We start from the raw sequence: 15,048 nt of genomic DNA on the forward strand, positions 1-15,048 counted from the left end.
CCATGCTGGACAAGACGAACAACAAAATGCCTCCGGAGCGGCTCCTGCAACTCGACGGCGTCGAGGTCGCCTTCAAGACCCGCGACGGGCTGGTGAAGGCTGTCGACGGCGTCAACTATCATGTCGATCGCGGCGAGGTGCTGGGCATCGTCGGCGAGAGCGGTTCCGGCAAGTCGGTCACGGTCAGGGCGATCATGCGGTTGCTCGCCAGGAATGCCGAGGAAGGCGAGGGGGAGATCCGCTTCAATCCGGACGGAGACACGGAATACCGGCTCGACGGGCTGAGACGCGACAGCCGGCTGATGCGGCAGTTGCGGGGCGGACGGATCGGCATGGTCTTCCAGGAGCCGATGACGGCGCTTTCGCCCGTGCATTCGATCGGTACCCAGATCATGCGCACCGTCATGCTGCATCGTCGCGTCGGAAAGGAGGAGGCGCGCGCGCGCGCGATCGATCTCCTGGCGCGCGTGCAGCTTCCCCAGCCGGAACGCCTCGTTGACAGCTACCCGCACCAGCTTTCCGGCGGCATGCGTCAGCGCGCCATGATCGCGCTCGCGCTCTCCTGCGATCCGGCGCTTCTGATCGCCGACGAGCCGACCACGGCGCTTGACGTCACCACCGAGGCACAGATCCTCGAGCTACTGAAATCGCTTCAGCAGGAACTCGGCATGGCGATCGTCTTCATCACCCACAATTTCGGGGTGGTCGCCGACATCGCCGACCGGGTGGCGGTGATGTATCTCGGCCGCGTGGTGGAGACGGGGCTTGTCGATGACATCTTCTACAATCCGCAGCACCCTTACACGCGGGCGCTGCTCGGGTCCATTCCGCGTCTCGGCCAGAAGAAACAGAGACGGCTGAGCGTTATCAAGGGCTCGGTGCCCGACCCCTACAACATTCCCTCCGGCTGCGTGTTTCACACCCGCTGCGATTACGCCGATCCATCGGTCTGTTCCGTCAGAACGCCGCCGCGCGTGGCTTTCGATCGCGGACAGGAGGCGCTGTGTCACTTTGCCGGAAACCTGCCGGAGGCCGGACAATGAGCGACGCCAGCAGTAAGACCCTTTCCATGCCCGACGATGTCCTGATCTCCGTGCGCGGGCTGAAAAAACATTTCACCGTCAAGGGCGGGAAGAAGGGGCGCGAGCTGAAGGTACTGCGCGCCGTGAATGACGTCAGCTTCGACATCCGCAAGGGCGAGACCTTCGGCCTCGTCGGCGAAAGCGGCTCGGGCAAATCCACCGTCGCCCGGCTGATCCTGCGCGCCTATACCCTGACCGGCGGCCAGATCCTGTTTCGCGAACATGACGGGCAGGTGATCGATATCTCGTCGATGAGCGACAAGGAGTTGCGACCGGTGCGGCGCGAGATGCAGATGATCTTCCAGGATCCCTATTCCTCGCTCAATCCGCGCATGACGCTGCTTGATCTGATCGGCGAGCCGATGGTGGTTCATGGTTATTCCAAGGACCAGATCGCCAAACGGGTGGGGGAGCTTCTGTCCTTCGTCGGCCTGAGACCCGAATACGCGACGCGTTATCCTCATGCCTTCTCCGGCGGCCAGCGCCAGAGGATCGGCATTGCCCGTGCGCTGGCGCTTTCGCCGGCTTTCATCGCGGCCGACGAGGCCGTCTCGGCGCTCGATGTGTCGGTCGCTGCCCAGAACATCAATCTCCTGCAGGACCTGCAGGAGCAGTTCAATCTCACCTATCTGTTCATCACTCATGATCTCGGCATGGTCGAGCACATCTCCGACCGGATCGCGGTGATGTATCTCGGTGAGATCGTCGAACTCGGGGAGACCGACCGACTGTTCTCCCGTCCGCGCCATCCCTATACGGAAGCGCTTCTGGGCGCCGTGCCGCAGCCCGATCCGCGCAAGCGTTCGTCGGAGAGGCGCGGCGTGCTCAAGGGCGAGGTGCCGGATGCCTCCGACCCGCCCTCGGGCTGCGCCTTTCACCCGCGCTGCGCCTATGCGACGGAGCGCTGCGCCGCCGAGAAGCCGGAGCTTCGTGAGGTCGATGGCCGTGCGGTACGCTGCCATTACGCCGAAACGCTGACGCTTCGGGGCGTCGCAGACGGGGCGGAGGCATGACCCTGTTTTCCGTTGCCGATCCCGCGCCGCCTGCGGGCGTGCGCGACGCGGACTTCGCGCTTGCCGAACGGCATCGCCCGGCGCTGATGCTGGATCATGCGGAACCGGCGCCGCCGCTGGCGATGGGTTACAGCGTGGTCCGGGAGGCTCAAAAGTCTCCGTCGTCGAAATATCGGCTGATGCCGCCTGAAGGCGGGGCCGTGATCGAATATGCGATCTGGCACGACTGGGATATCCAGCATCTCTACGACCTCGAGCATGTCTGGGTCCATATCGACCGGCAGGGGAACGTCGTCCGGGTCGAGGGTTCGATGCATGGCATGCGGGTCTCTATCGATGACGGCAGCGGTCTGCCGGAAATGCGCAACGGCCGGCCGGTGCTTTATGTGGAGCCGGGCAAGCATGCGCTCTGGGGCGTTGACCGGATCATGCGGTTCATGGGCGGTTCGAAAATTGCGCAGATGTGCGGCCGCGAGGCCGGCACAGGCGGCATTCATGCCGGCAACGCATTTGCCGAGGCCGGCGCCTGGAGCGCTTCAGCCAGGGAACACCGTTTGGCAAGGCTCGCCATGAAACGCGCCGCCTTTGTCCCGCGCTTCGCATTCGCGGCGGCCGAAGAACCGGTCCTCATGCCGTGGAAAACGCTTGAGGCCTGGATCCCCGCACGGATGAGGGCGCTGATTGCAGCGCTTCCCGGGAGGGTGCCGCATCTCTCCGCCGTGTTTCTCGATTGCGGCGACACGCTGATCGACGAGGCGACCGAGGTCAAGAAGCCCGGCAGCGAAGTGGTAACCGAGGCGGACGAAATTCCCTTCGCCATGGACGCGGTTCGCACGCTCCACGGGCTCGGTTACAGGTTGGCGCTGGTCGCCGACGGCCCGCGCGAGACCTTCGAGAACATGCTGAAGCCGCGCGGGATCTGGGACTTGATGGAATGTCACGCGATTTCGGGCGATGTCGGCCAGAACAAGCCATCGCCGAAGATGTTTTCCGCAGCCCTTGCCGGCCTTGGTCTCGGCGACGGCGAGCGGTCCCGCATCGTCATGGTCGGCAACAATCTTGCCCGCGACATTCGCGGCGCGAATGATTTCGGCCTGATCAGTCTCTTTGTCGGCTGGTCGCAGCGGCGCACGCACGAGCCTGTAGATGCCTCGGAAGAGCCGCATTTCCGCATCGACCGGCTCGACCAACTGGTTTCGAGGATCGAGGCCATCGAACTTTGCCTGCCTGTCCGGGAGAATGCCAATGTCTGAACGCGCGCGCTTTGTCACTCATACGGGCGAGACCGTCACGGCGTTCGCCCTGGGGCGGCTGGAGGCGGGTTATTATCCCGGCACGGTGACGCGCGGGGTGGACAATGTCGACTACAAGTTCGTCAACGGCTTTGTCGATGTCGGCGAATTGCCGTGCCGGACCGCTGTTCGCGCCGAAATCGCCGGCCGCAAGGTTGCGCTCGATGATGATTTCGAGATTGTCTCGACCAATCTTCCGGGCTTCAATCGCAGGCTGGAATTCTCCGGCTTCTGGCACCGTCCGACGCGGCTTTCCCGCTGGGTCCGCACCCGGCTCGTTCCGCCGGAAGGCGGAGACTTCCGCTTCCGCCTTGCCACCTGCGGCGGCGTCCACGTCTTTGTCGACGGCCGGAAAATCGCTGCCTTCGAGCCCTATACGCGCAATGCGGCAGAGGAGACGGAAATCGTCCTGCCGCTTGCAGCCGGCGGCTCCGATCTGGTCATGCTGGTGGAGGAGATCGCCGAGCGCGACACCAACTATTTCGTCGAGCTGACCTGGCTCGGCAAGGGGTCGCTCGCGGCAGAAGTGTCCGGCAACGCCGATGGCGAAACGCTCGAAATGCTGATGGCGCTTGCCCGCGACATTCGTCCGGCCCGCGTCGCCTTCGGCGAAGGCGATGAACTCCGTCTTGTCGTCGACCAACCTGCGGCGGCGGCCGTCACAATCGAGGCGAAGGTGCACCAGAGCGTCCACATGCGCCATCTGCCGCCACTGTTCGAGGCCGTATCGACGCTTGCGGCTGGCGGGAAGGAGGCGGCCTTTGCGCTGCCCGCCGATCTTCCCGATGGCTATCACGAGCTGGACATTCTGTTCTCGCACGGCGAGAGCCGCATCAGCCGCACCATTGCCTTCGCGCTTCTGCGGGATGAGAGGCCGCAGCGTCTGACCGGCGATCTCGACGCGCGCAAGCGGGCGGGGCTTTCCTGGCTCGCGGAGCACGGCGAACTCAGGATCGGGCGCGTTCTGGCCCGCCTTGCGCTCGGCCTCGATCTCGACGAGGGCGACCGCGCGGCGCTCGAGGACACGCTCGATGCCATCGATACGCGGCGGGACTGCTCGGACTTCGTCATCGTCCCGCTGCTGTGGATCTATGCCGATCATCGCGAGGCGCTGCCGCCTTCACTGCGAACGCGCATCGAGGTGGCCATTCTCGGTTATCGTTACTGGATGGACGAGCCGGGCAACGACACGATGTGGTTCTGGAGCGAAAACCACGTTCTGTGCTTCCATGTCGCGGAGCTGATCGCCGGCGGACTGTTCGCGGAAAATGTCTTTGCCAATTCCGGCATGAGCGGCCGCGCGCATGCGGCCCTCGCGGAAAAGCGTCTCGAGCGCTGGTTCGATGCCGTCGAGGATCATGGTCTCGCCGAATGGAACTCGGCGGCCTATTACCCGATCGATTTCATCGGCCTTCTGGCGCTGCAACGCTTTGCCGGCGAGAGGCTCAGGGCGCGGGCCGAGACGATCCTCGACCGGCTGTTTTCCATGATCGCGCTGCATACGCTCAACGGCGTCTCCGCCGGGTCGATGGGCAGGGCCTATGACAAGGAGCTGCGCGCCGGGCCGTTGTCGGAACTCGCGCCCTTTGCGACAATCGCGTTCGGAACCGGCTGGCTCAATCGCGGCGTGGCGGCGCTGCCGATGTTCTGCGCCGGCGCTTACGTTCCGCCGAAGGGGATTGAGCAGTTCGTCGACCCGCCCGAAGGCCGGGCAATCTCCGCCCATTACGTGCAGGGCTACGGCCGGGCGGCCCGGCTTGCGCTTTACAAGACCGCGGGCGTGCAGCTTTCCGCGAGCATCGATGCGTCGCCCGGTGCAAAAGGCCACCAGCAGCACCTCATCGACGTGCAGGCTGCCGGTCATCCCATTGCCCGCGTCTGGGTCAATCACCCGGGCGCGGACGACCCCTGGGGCACGGACAGGCCGTCCTACTGGGCGGGCAACGGCGTCATGCCGCGCGTCGGCCAGCACCGGAACTGCTGCCTGTTCCTAAGCGACCTCGGCGAAACCCCGCGCCTAGCCTTCACCCACGCCTACGCGCCACTTTCCGTTTTCGACGATCACATCGCTGGAACCGACTTCCTGGTGCTGCGCTCGGCGGAAAGCTTCATAGCGTTGAAGGCGACGGGACCGATCGAGCCGGTCGGCGAAGGACCGGGGGCGGGCATCGAGCATCGCGTCCGGGGAAACCGCAGCGGCTGGGCGATCATGGTCGGCGCCCTTGGCGGCCGGGATCTGACCGAGCTTGCCGCGATGGCCGAAGAAACGAGCCTCCGCCTTTCGGACGATCCTCCGAACCTCTTCTGCGAGGGACCGCTCACGCCCGCGCTTCGTCTCGATTATCGCGACGGCCTTTTCGTCGAGGGGCGGCACGCGCCTTTTCCGACCGCGTCGCAAACGCCTGAAATCGCCTGGCTCACAGCTTTCGCCGTGCCGGCCTCGAACTGAAAAGACAAGAACAATGCACCACGACAGACAGGAACTTCTCGGCTATCTCGAAAACGTCGCCACCGGCCTATCCCGGATCAGAGGCATCAACGAAACAGCGCCGATCACCGAAGGCACGTTCTCGATCCAGTTTGACGAGTGGGACTGGGAAATCGGAGTCGGCGTCTACGGGCTTTACCGCCATGCCTGCCAGACCGGCGACCTGGACCTGATCGGCGCGCTTGCCGACTGGTATGAGTGGCAGATTTCGCGCGGCCTGCCGCCGCGCCAGGTCAATTCCACGGCGCCGATGCTGGCGCTCTCCTTCCTTATCGACGATGTCGACCGGCCCGAATGGGAGGCGCTGGTCAAGGACTGGGCCGAATGGCTGATGACGGGGCTTGCCCGCACCGAGGACGCCGGTTTCCAGCACGTGGTCAAGGAGCGGATGAATGACGGCGAATTGTGGGATGACACGCTGTTCATGACATGCCTGTTCCTCGCGCGCGCCGGCAAGCGCTTCGACCGGCCCGACTGGGTGGAGGAGGCGGTCTACCAGTTCATGATCCACACCCGCTATCTCGGCGACGCGAAGAGCGGCCTCTGGTATCACGGCTGGACTTTCAATGGTCGCCACAACTTCGCCAATGCGCTCTGGGCGCGCGGCAATTCCTGGATCACCATCGCCATCCCGGAACTGTTTTCGATCGTGGAAAGTCTGCCGCCGGCAACGCATCGCTATCTGACGAATGTTCTGTCGTCTCAGGTATCGGCGCTCGCTGAATTGCAGAATGAGGAGGGCTTTTTCTACACCCTTCTCGACGACCCCTCGGCGCCGATCGAGGCATCGGCGACCGCCGGCATCGCCTATGGCATCTCCCGAGGCATTTCGCTCGGCATCCTGCCGCGGACGTTCCGCCCAGTTGCCGACAAGGCGTTTCGCGCCGTTCTCGGCTGCATCGGCGATGACGGCATCGTGGCGCATGTCTCCGACGGCACGCCGATGGGCCACACGCTCGACTTCTATCGCCGTATTCCCGATATCCCTGCGCCCTATGGCCAGGCGCTGACCATGCTGATGCTGGTTGACGCGCTGGCGCTGTCGGCCGAAACGGAACGCTCGCGAGTCTCGTGATCGCTTGCCGCAACAGGTCGCTCCGGTTCGTCTGTCGGGCTTGCGCTCGACGCGGCTGCGGCATGGGATGAATTTATGGCCGTCCTGATCCCGGACAATTCTCATAAGTTAGGTAAGAAAGTTTGCCTATCTATTAGAAAATAAATTATAATGTTGCATCTCCTCTGATGCTTTCGTCCAGCGCATTTCGTCCCAAGGTTCAGTCCGGCCGGTGAAGATCCGAAAAAAACATTTCGGCAAATCCGTCGCTGGATATATGAATGGCGCCTCTGACAAACGGAGGAGAAAATGGCCGCGAGACTGTCCGTCAACCTCAATGCGATCGCCCAGCTGCGCAACCGCCGGGATTTGCCCTGGCCGAGTGTGCGCCATCTCGGCAGGATCGCGCTGGACGCCGGCGCCTATGGACTGACGGTTCATCCCCGGCCCGATCAGCGCCATATCCGTTTTTCAGATCTTCCGGTTATCCGCGCCCTGATCGATGACGAGTTTCCGCAGGCGGAATTCAATATCGAAGGCTTTCCGAGCGATCATTTCATCGGGCTTTGCCTCGAGAGCGAACCGGAACAGGTGACCCTGGTGCCGGACGACCCTGCGCAGTCGACCTCCGATCACGGCTGGGACTTCATCGCCGGTCGCGATCTTCTGAAGCGCACCGTCGCGCGGCTGAAGAAGAAGAGGATCCGCGTTTCGCTGTTTGCCGATGGCGATGCGGGCAGGGCGCAGCTTGAGGCAGCGCGCGACAGCGGTGCAGACCGGATCGAGCTCTACACAGGGCCTTATGGCGGCGCCTATGACCTGCCGGAACAGCAGAAGGCGATTGCCGCGCAACTCGGCGAAACCGCCGCCATCGCTCTTGAACTCGGCCTCGGCGTCAATGCCGGGCACGACCTGACGGTCGGCAACCTGCCGCTGCTGGCGAGCCATATTCCGCATCTCTGCGAAGTGTCGATCGGCCACGGCCTGACCGCCGACGCGCTGGAATACGGCATGGCGGAGACCGTCCGCCGGTTCCGCCGCGCCTGCGGGGAACACGTCTGAACCGGGCGACGGCTGCGTGCCCGGCCGAAACCGGGCATGCTGATGGGCTTGGCCAACCGCTCTAGAAAGCGGCCTTGTTTTCCTCGAAGAAGGCACGCAACGAACGCGGCTTCCTGCCGGTAAGCCGCTCGAAGTCGTCATTGACGATATCGAAGCCGCCGGCGCGGATGTTTTCGTCGGTGCTGACGGAAAGGTCGACGACGAAGGGCGGCAGACCTGCCGCGGCGAGGCCTTCGCGCAGGGACTCGCTGCTGATGTGATCGACCTTCAGCGGCTTGCCGGTGATCTCGCTTGCAAGCGCGGCGATGTCCTCAACCGTGCGGCTTTCACCGTCGTTCAGCGTCAGAATGCTGTTCTCGTCGCTGTCGGACAGAAGCGCCGCCGCGATGGCGCGGGCGCAATCCTCGTGGCCGATGAAGGATTGCTTGCCGTTGCCTGCGGCGCTCGCCCAAACGCCCTGCGAGAAGGCGTGCGGAAGGCTCATCAGCAGGTTCTCCTGGTACCAGCTGTTGCGCAGGATGGTGTAGGCAAGGCCGCTTGCGATGACGGCTTTTTCGGAGCCCAGATGGTCGGGCGCGAAGCTGATTTTCGAGTGTTCGGGATCCGGCAGCGAGGTGTAGACGAGGTGTTCGGCCCCCGCCTTTTTGGCCGCCTCCACGGCGGCGGCGTGCTGGGCCACCCGGTCGGAGCCGGGATCGATCGCGTCGGTTGAGATGATGGCAATGCGCGCCGCGCCTGCAAAGGCGTCATCCAGTGTGGCGGGATCATTGAAATCGGCCTCGCGCACGACTACGCCTTTCTTCGCATAGTCCGCCAGCTTTTCGACCGTGCGCGTTGTGGCGATAATCTGATTGGCCGCCTTTCCCGAGGCCAGCAGAATATCCAGCGTCTCGCGCCCAAGCTTGCCCGAGGCGCCCGTCACCAGAATCGTGTTGTCCGTCATGATCTGTCCTTTCATCATGCCCGATAGAGATATGGTCTCGAAACGAGACTGAGCTTCATGTATGGATCGTCCGGCGATTGTAAAGAAGGCATCATTTTGTGCCGGGGTTACATCCCTGTGCCTGCAGACGGGAGTTTTGATCGATGGACAAGAGTGGCGGCGAGCGGATGGAGGCTCTTCTGGGAGCGGGAGACTTTGAGTCCTGTCCCGTGCGGGACGTGCTCGCCCGTGTCTCCGGCAAGTGGAGCACGCTTCTGCTTCTGGCGCTCAGCGATGGTCCGCGGCGGTTTTCCGAACTGAAGCGTTTTGCCCCCGATATTTCACAGCGCATGCTGACGAAGTCCCTGACCGATCTCCGGCGGGACGGATATATCACCCGCAAGGTCTATCCGACGCAGCCGCCGCAGGTGGAATATGCATTGACGGAAGAGGGGACCTCGTTTCTTGCCGCCTGGCAGGGCGTCGTCGTCTGGGCCAGGGAAAACCGCGACCGCGTCCACGCGGCAAGGAGGCGTTTCGACGCCGAAGCGAGCGGGGACTGATCAAAAGCAGACACCCCGGCGCAGGGGAATGCCGGGGTGCCTGTTGGAGGTCGTTTGGAAGATATACCGCCTTAACGACGGCGATGTCATTCTTGTTCCCCGATATGGTTAATTTTCGCGCGTTTTCAATCCAGACGGCGAATGAAAACGGCGAAAGCAGGGAAACCTGCCGTCAGCGCCATGCATGAACGGGGCCAGACGCAATGCCGGGCGCGGCATCCGGCTGGCTTCGCAAACCGTGCCTCTCGATGCGGGCACTGAGCCGGTCAGGGGCGAAGGCCGCAGGGGATGGCGCGGTCGATGATCATTGACAAATATGATTATTATACTCAAGAAAAGGGACTGTGTTCCCCAGATCCCGGATTCTCCTGATGCCTTTCAGACTTCTTGCCGCCGCGCTCTTCGTCCTTTGTCTTGCTGCAGGCGGACTTGCACGGGCCGAAAACACGATCGAACACGCGATGGGCACAACAGAGGTGCCGTCAGAGCCCCGGCGGGTGGTCACATTGACCAATGAAACCACCGAGGCCGCCCTGGCCGTCGGCGTCAGGCCGGTCGGCGCGACGCGCTCCTGGTACGGCGATCCCTGGTACCCGCATCTTGGCGACAGGCTTTCCGACACGGCAGACCTCGGTACGGAGCTTGCCGTGAATGTTGAGCTGGTCGCGGCGCTTGAGCCCGATCTCATCATCGGCAGCCGCAAGCGGGATGAGGAAATCTACGGTCAGCTCTCGGCCATTGCGCCGACGGTCTTCGTGGAAGGCCTTGGCGCCTGGAAGGACAATCTCGCCTTTGTGGCGCGCGCCCTCAATCGGCAGGCGGAAGGCGAGGCCGCGCTCGCGTCTTATGAGAACCGCGTGAAAGCACTGCGCGGCGGGCTTGGGGAACACGCCGGGGAGCGCGTTTCCGTGGTCCGTTTCGTGCCCGGCCAGACCTATCTCTATCTGCGGGGAAGCTTTCTGGGTCATGTGCTGGCCGATGTCGGCTTCTCCCGTCCCGTGCAGCAGCAGGGCGATGGACTTTCCATCGCGGTCGGGCGTGAAAGCATCCCTGATATGGATGGCGACCGGATATTCTGGCTGACCTATGACAGAGGCGACGGCAAGGGCGAGGAGGCGGCTGCCGCTTTCCTCTCCGACCCCTTGTGGGCACGCCTGCCGGCAGTCCGGGACGGCCGGGTAAGCGAGGTGGATGACGGCGTCTGGGCGACGGCGGGCGGTTGGTTTGCCGCGCAGGCCATGCTGGATGACCTTGCCGATATCTACGCTGTGTCGCTGCCGCCGGTATCAGGCGAAGGTAGCAAGCCTTAACACTTGCAGCGCCGAAGCCGGCGGCCGCGGCCTTATTTCGCCGTTCCGCGACGGGTGAAGGGCACGATCACGGGTATTTCCTCGCCCGGCAGCGACAGAATGCGGCAGTCGATGTTGAATACGCGGCTGATCAGTGATTCTGTCAGTACCTCGCCTGTCCGCCCCTGGGCAGCGATCCTGCCGTCTTTGAACAGGACGACATGGTCGGCATAGCGCAGTGCGTGGTTGAGGTCGTGCAGAACGATGACAAAACTGCGTTTTTCCCGCCGGTTCAGCATCCGCAGGAGATCAAGAATTTCCAGCGCATGCGCGATATCGAGATGATTGGTCGGCTCGTCGAGGAAGATGCGGGGGGCATCCTGCGCAAGCGTCATCGCGATCCACGCGCGCTGTAGCTGTCCGCCGGAAAGCTGGCCGAGACTGCGCGCGCGCAAGGCCGTCACCCCCGTCGTCTCCAGCGCGCGGTCAATGGCCCGGCCGTCTTCGGCAGACGGCGCGGAAAAACGGCTGCGCCGGGCATAGCGGCCAAGCATGACGAGATCTTCGACCGTCATGTCCGGCGGCGCCTCGGGTGATTGGCTGAGCATGGCGATCTCCCGGGCAAGCTCCCGCGACGTCCAGTGGGAAAGCGGGCGCCCGGCCACGCTGACATTGCCGGATTGCGGCATATGGAGCGCCCGCAGAACCTTCAACGCGGTGGATTTTCCGCTGCCATTCGGCCCGCAGAAGGCGATGATCTCTTCCTCGGGCAAGGTGAGGTCGATGTTGTCGAGCGCGCTGAACCCGTCATAACTGGCTGAGAGCGCGGAAAGGGTTGCGAGCGTATCAGCCATTGCGGACTTGCCTCCGTAAGATGAGTAAGAGGAACAGCGGCGCCCCGATCAGCGCGGTCACGGCGCCGGCCGGAAGCTCCAGTGGACTGGCGATCGTTCGGGCAAACGTGTCCGCGGCAAGCACCAGGATGCCGCCGATGAGTGCGCTGCCCAGAAGGTAACCCGACTTGAACTGGCCATGGAACAGCCGCGCGGCATGCGGCGCGATCAGCCCGATGAAACTGATGGCTCCGACCTGCGAGATCGCAAGGGCGGTCAGCAACACCGAGAGCACCAGAAGCCCGATCCGGTGACGGTTGACCTGCAATCCCGTCGTGATCGCCGTTTGCCGGTCAAGGACGATCTGCCGCAACGGAAGGCGCATGAGAATGAGGACCGGAACGCTGAGCGCGAGCCCCGCGGCCACGACGCCGACATCCATCCAGTGGGCGGCATTGACCGACCCGGTGATCCATTGCAGAGCCTGGCTTGCGCGATAGACCGGACCGACGATCATCATCAGCGTGACGCAGGCCTTGGCGAGCGCGGCAAGGGCGATGCCATAGAGAATGAGACGGACCGGATCGTTGCGGGCCCGGTCGGCCACGGTCAGCAGGCCGACGAGAAACGCGAAGGCAAACGCGCCGGCGACGGCCGCCAGCGGCTGCCAGTGGATCGAAACCGTCAGCACGTTAGCCTCGTCGGAGAAAAACCACAGGAAGGTAACCACGCCGAGTGCGGCGCCATCGGTCACACCGAGAATGGAGGGGGCGGCCATGGGGTTGCGCAACGCCCGTTGCAGGATCGCGCCGGACAGACCAAGCGCCATGCCGGCAAGCGTGGCCAGCGCAACGCGTGGCAACCGGAGCGTCCACACGATGATCTCGTCGGTCCGGCTGCCATTGCCGAGAAGCGCGGCGGCAACCCTTGAAGGCCCGATGAAGCTCGAGCCGAGCCCGGTCGCGACAACCAGGCTGCCGGCCAGGATCACGAGCAGTGCGGCTATAAGGAGCGGACCGGTCTTCACACGCCGACCCCGCGCAACCGTTTTGTTCTCAGCAGGTGGATCAGGAACGGCACGCCGACAAAGGCCAGCACCGCGCCGATGGGCGCTTCGCCCGGTGCCACGATCAGCCGCGCCAGAATATCGGCAATGACGGCAATGATCGCGCCGGTCAGCATGGCCAGCAGCGACAGGCCCAGGAAACCCGGGCGGTCCGCTGTCAGACGACGGGTGATATGCGGTGCGATAAGGCCGAGAAAGGCCACCGGACCGGACATGGCGACGGCGCCGGCGGAAAGCAGGGCCGCCAGCGTCAGCGCCGAAAGGCGCGTGCGGGCCACATCGACGCCGATACCGCTGGCGCTCTGATCGTCGAGCTGCAGCGCATCGATGGAGGTCGAAAGGGCGGCTGCGCCGATGAAGGCGATCGCCAGCGCGCCGATTCCGATAGAAAGGAGCGGCAGGGGCCGGTCGGCGAAGCCGCCGGAAAGCCAGAACAGCAGGGTCTCGAGCGCTGTCTCGTCGATGAGCAGGACAAGCTGCGTAAGCGAGGCCAGCATTGCCGTGACCGTGACCCCGACAAGAAGTATTCCCGTCGGCCCAGCGGCTGGTCCGAGCGCGCCCGAAAGCCCGAATACCAGGGCTGCCGCCGCAAGCGCCCCGCCAATTGCCAGAAGCCCGATCCCGGCGATCGAAACGGCGCCCAGAAGCACGAGGCCACAGGCAACCGCGAAGGCGGCTCCCGCATTGACGCCAAGAAGGCCGGGCTCGGCAAGGGGATTACGCGTAACGGTCTGCATGAACAGACCTGAGAGCGAGAGCGCGGCGCCGGTCAGGACCGCGTTGAGCGTGCGCGGAAGCCGCAATGTCCGGATTATGATTTCGGAGGAACCCTCCGCGCCGGCAAAAAGCGCCTGCCATACCGTGGCCGACCCATAGATGTGGACGCCGAGATGCAGGCTGGCAATCACGGCGATCAGCAATGTCAGCAGGAGCAGCAGCAAGGTGCGTATCACGACGTTCCATCCTTCCGGGGACGATTTGACATTGCGGAGTGCGACGGTCAACTTTAAAACAAAATATGAATGTAATAGTCAACTTGAGGAATCCGATGCCGTCCTTGACCAAACTCGCCGCGCTTGCGGCTTTCGCGGTAGGGCTCTGCTCTACGCCTCTTTCCGCGCGCGATGTGAAGGATGCGATGGGGACGGTGACCGTGCCCGACAATCCGCAGCGTGTGGTGGTTCTCACAAACGAGGGCACCGAAGCCGCGCTTGCCCTTGGCGTGCGGCCTGTCGGCGCCGTCAACTCCTGGCGCGGCGATCCGTGGTGGGATCATATCGATGACCAGATGGGCACGGCCGTTCCCGTCGGCACGGAAAGCGCGGTGAACCTCGAAATGGTCGCGGCACTCGAGCCGGACCTCATCCTCGCCAACCGGCAGCGCCAGGAGGAGGCGTACCCGCAGCTCAGCGCCATCGCGCCGACGGTGATGTCCGGGGAATTGCGCGGTGACTGGAAGGTGAATTTCAGGCTCTATGCCGATGCGCTGGGGCTTGCTGACAAGGGCGCCGCGGAAATCGCGGCCTATGACGAGGCGGTCGCCGATCTCAGGGACAGGCTTGGCGATGCCGTTGACGAGAAGGTATCGGTCATACGCTTCCTGCCCGGCCAGATCCGTATCTATCAGCTCGACAGTTTTTCCGGCGTGCTGCTGAAGGATATCGGTTTTGACCGGCCCGAGAACCAGAATGTCGATGCCTTCGCCATCCGCACCGGAAAGGAAAGCATTCCCGACATGGATGGCGACCGCATCTTCTATTTTACCTGGGAGACCGGAAACGGCGAGGGCGAGGCGATGGAGAAGGACGTGCTCGGCGATCCGCTCTGGCGGTCGCTTTCGGCCGTCCAGGCAGGCAGGGTTCACGCCGTTTCAGATGCAGTCTGGAACACCGCGGGCGGCATCATCGCCGCGCGGCTGATGCTTGCGGATATCGCCCGCATCTACGGCGTGCAATAGAGCGGTTCCGCCTTTCACGGAAACGCGTAACCGCCCGCAGCCCTGCGAATCGCGGCGGCGACTACTCCTCGCCGCGCTCGGCCTGTCGCTCGACGATCGCGAGGGAGGAGCGGGCTTCCTGAAGCAGCGGCTCCAGGTCCTCGCCGCGCTCGCTGGCCTTCGTGCGGCTTTCCAGTTCCGTGATGATGTCCTTGAGGCGCTGTCTGCGATCCTCCACGGGGTCGCCTCCGAAGGTCTGGGCTGAGATCTGGCGCGTGGTGATTTCCTCGGCGACGCTTTCGACGTCGCCTTCGCCGCCGACAGGGGAATCAAGAGGGTCGGCCTTACCGTCTTTTGGGCCGCCTTTTGGGTCGTCTTTTGGCTGGTCGGTCATTTGTTTGCTCCTTTCAGAGGTTTCAAACGTTTGCCCGTCAACTTTGTTCGGCAG

Annotated in this window: 14 protein-coding genes; 9 read left to right on the plus strand and 5 right to left on the minus strand. The window is 63.7% G+C overall.

Annotated elements, in window-relative coordinates; genetic code table 11:
- The first annotated feature begins 2 nt into the window (after window positions 1–2).
- The 6 genes from AZF01_RS09470 to AZF01_RS09495 all read left to right on the plus strand — a co-directional run bounded on the left by AZF01_RS09470 (window position 3) and on the right by AZF01_RS09495 (window position 7,991).
- Window positions 3–1,043, plus strand: coding sequence for an ABC transporter ATP-binding protein (locus tag AZF01_RS09470; RefSeq protein WP_197489643.1), 1,041 nt, complete (start codon window positions 3–5; stop codon window positions 1,041–1,043).
- The gene (locus AZF01_RS09475; RefSeq protein ID WP_024709479.1) at window positions 1,040–2,095 is read left to right on the plus strand and encodes an ABC transporter ATP-binding protein; all 1,056 of its coding nucleotides are present in this window, start codon (window positions 1,040–1,042) and stop codon (window positions 2,093–2,095) included. Before AZF01_RS09470 ends, AZF01_RS09475 begins: the two co-directional genes overlap by 4 nt.
- Window positions 2,092–3,348, plus strand: a complete 1,257-nt coding sequence (locus tag AZF01_RS09480) for an HAD family hydrolase (protein WP_024709480.1) — start codon at window positions 2,092–2,094, stop codon at window positions 3,346–3,348. The genes AZF01_RS09475 and AZF01_RS09480 overlap by 4 nt, the downstream gene beginning before the upstream one ends.
- A complete protein-coding gene (locus tag AZF01_RS09485) occupies window positions 3,341–5,836 on the plus strand; it encodes a hypothetical protein (protein WP_061449665.1) in 2,496 nt (831 codons plus the stop codon). The genes AZF01_RS09480 and AZF01_RS09485 overlap by 8 nt, the downstream gene beginning before the upstream one ends.
- Before the next feature lie 13 nt (window positions 5,837–5,849).
- Window positions 5,850–6,950, plus strand: coding sequence for a glycoside hydrolase family 105 protein (locus AZF01_RS09490; RefSeq protein ID WP_024707238.1), 1,101 nt, complete (start codon window positions 5,850–5,852; stop codon window positions 6,948–6,950).
- Between the two features lie 288 nt (window positions 6,951–7,238).
- Window positions 7,239–7,991 carry a pyridoxine 5'-phosphate synthase gene (locus AZF01_RS09495; RefSeq protein ID WP_024707239.1) on the plus strand — a complete coding sequence of 251 codons (753 nt, stop codon included), beginning with the start codon at window positions 7,239–7,241 and terminating at the stop codon, window positions 7,989–7,991.
- 61 nt (window positions 7,992–8,052) lie between these two features.
- Here the strand turns inward: AZF01_RS09495 and AZF01_RS09500 are convergent, their stop codons facing one another.
- Complete coding sequence (locus AZF01_RS09500) at window positions 8,053–8,934, minus strand: SDR family oxidoreductase (protein WP_024707240.1); 882 nt, start codon at window positions 8,932–8,934, stop codon at window positions 8,053–8,055.
- Between the two features lie 143 nt (window positions 8,935–9,077).
- Here AZF01_RS09500 and AZF01_RS09505 point away from each other — a divergent pair, with 143 nt between their 5' ends.
- Entirely contained in the window at window positions 9,078–9,476 is a 399-nt protein-coding gene (locus AZF01_RS09505) for a helix-turn-helix domain-containing protein (RefSeq protein ID WP_024707241.1), read from the plus strand.
- 371 nt (window positions 9,477–9,847) lie between these two features.
- Window positions 9,848–10,786, plus strand: a complete 939-nt coding sequence (locus tag AZF01_RS09510) for an ABC transporter substrate-binding protein (protein WP_024707242.1) — start codon at window positions 9,848–9,850, stop codon at window positions 10,784–10,786.
- A gap of 32 nt (window positions 10,787–10,818) precedes the next feature.
- Here the strand turns inward: AZF01_RS09510 and AZF01_RS09515 are convergent, their stop codons facing one another.
- The 3 genes from AZF01_RS09515 to AZF01_RS09525 are packed head-to-tail and all read right to left on the minus strand — an operon-like array spanning window position 10,819 to window position 13,617.
- Window positions 10,819–11,619 (minus strand): ABC transporter ATP-binding protein, encoded by an 801-nt coding sequence (locus AZF01_RS09515; RefSeq protein WP_024707243.1) that lies wholly within the window; start codon window positions 11,617–11,619, stop codon window positions 10,819–10,821.
- Window positions 11,612–12,625, minus strand: a complete 1,014-nt coding sequence (locus tag AZF01_RS09520) for an iron ABC transporter permease (protein WP_024707244.1) — start codon at window positions 12,623–12,625, stop codon at window positions 11,612–11,614. Before AZF01_RS09520 ends, AZF01_RS09515 begins: the two co-directional genes overlap by 8 nt.
- Window positions 12,622–13,617 (minus strand): iron ABC transporter permease, encoded by a 996-nt coding sequence (locus tag AZF01_RS09525; protein WP_024707245.1) that lies wholly within the window; start codon window positions 13,615–13,617, stop codon window positions 12,622–12,624. Before AZF01_RS09525 ends, AZF01_RS09520 begins: the two co-directional genes overlap by 4 nt.
- A gap of 95 nt (window positions 13,618–13,712) precedes the next feature.
- On the opposite strand from AZF01_RS09525, the gene AZF01_RS09530 reads away from it, so the two are divergent.
- Window positions 13,713–14,621: an ABC transporter substrate-binding protein gene (locus AZF01_RS09530; RefSeq protein ID WP_024707246.1), complete on the plus strand. Its 909-nt coding sequence runs from the start codon at window positions 13,713–13,715 to the stop codon at window positions 14,619–14,621.
- 61 nt (window positions 14,622–14,682) lie between these two features.
- On the opposite strand, the gene AZF01_RS09535 is transcribed toward AZF01_RS09530, so the two are convergent.
- Entirely contained in the window at window positions 14,683–14,994 is a 312-nt protein-coding gene (locus tag AZF01_RS09535) for a hypothetical protein (RefSeq protein ID WP_024707247.1), read from the minus strand.
- Window positions 14,995–15,048: the final 54 nt, after the last annotated feature.

This window comes from Martelella sp. AD-3 (genome assembly GCF_001578105.1).
Lineage (GTDB): Bacteria > Pseudomonadota > Alphaproteobacteria > Rhizobiales > Rhizobiaceae > Martelella.

Bases quoted from the DNA above. Each gene is read 5' to 3' on its own strand.
- AZF01_RS09470 (WP_197489643.1), top strand. From the start codon at position 3: ATGCTGGACAAGACGAACAACAAAATGCCTCCGGAGCGGCTCCTGCAA.
- AZF01_RS09505 (WP_024707241.1), top strand. From the start codon at position 9,078: ATGGACAAGAGTGGCGGCGAGCGGATGGAGGCTCTTCTGGGAGCGGGA.
- AZF01_RS09480 (WP_024709480.1), top strand. From the start codon at position 2,092: ATGACCCTGTTTTCCGTTGCCGATCCCGCGCCGCCTGCGGGCGTGCGC.
- AZF01_RS09535 (WP_024707247.1), bottom strand. From the start codon at position 14,994: ATGACCGACCAGCCAAAAGACGACCCAAAAGGCGGCCCAAAAGACGGT.
- AZF01_RS09510 (WP_024707242.1), top strand. From the start codon at position 9,848: ATGCCTTTCAGACTTCTTGCCGCCGCGCTCTTCGTCCTTTGTCTTGCT.
- AZF01_RS09490 (WP_024707238.1), top strand. From the start codon at position 5,850: ATGCACCACGACAGACAGGAACTTCTCGGCTATCTCGAAAACGTCGCC.
- AZF01_RS09515 (WP_024707243.1), bottom strand. From the start codon at position 11,619: ATGGCTGATACGCTCGCAACCCTTTCCGCGCTCTCAGCCAGTTATGAC.
- AZF01_RS09530 (WP_024707246.1), top strand. From the start codon at position 13,713: ATGCCGTCCTTGACCAAACTCGCCGCGCTTGCGGCTTTCGCGGTAGGG.
- AZF01_RS09485 (WP_061449665.1), top strand. From the start codon at position 3,341: ATGTCTGAACGCGCGCGCTTTGTCACTCATACGGGCGAGACCGTCACG.
- AZF01_RS09500 (WP_024707240.1), bottom strand. From the start codon at position 8,934: ATGACGGACAACACGATTCTGGTGACGGGCGCCTCGGGCAAGCTTGGG.
- AZF01_RS09495 (WP_024707239.1), top strand. From the start codon at position 7,239: ATGGCCGCGAGACTGTCCGTCAACCTCAATGCGATCGCCCAGCTGCGC.
- AZF01_RS09475 (WP_024709479.1), top strand. From the start codon at position 1,040: ATGAGCGACGCCAGCAGTAAGACCCTTTCCATGCCCGACGATGTCCTG.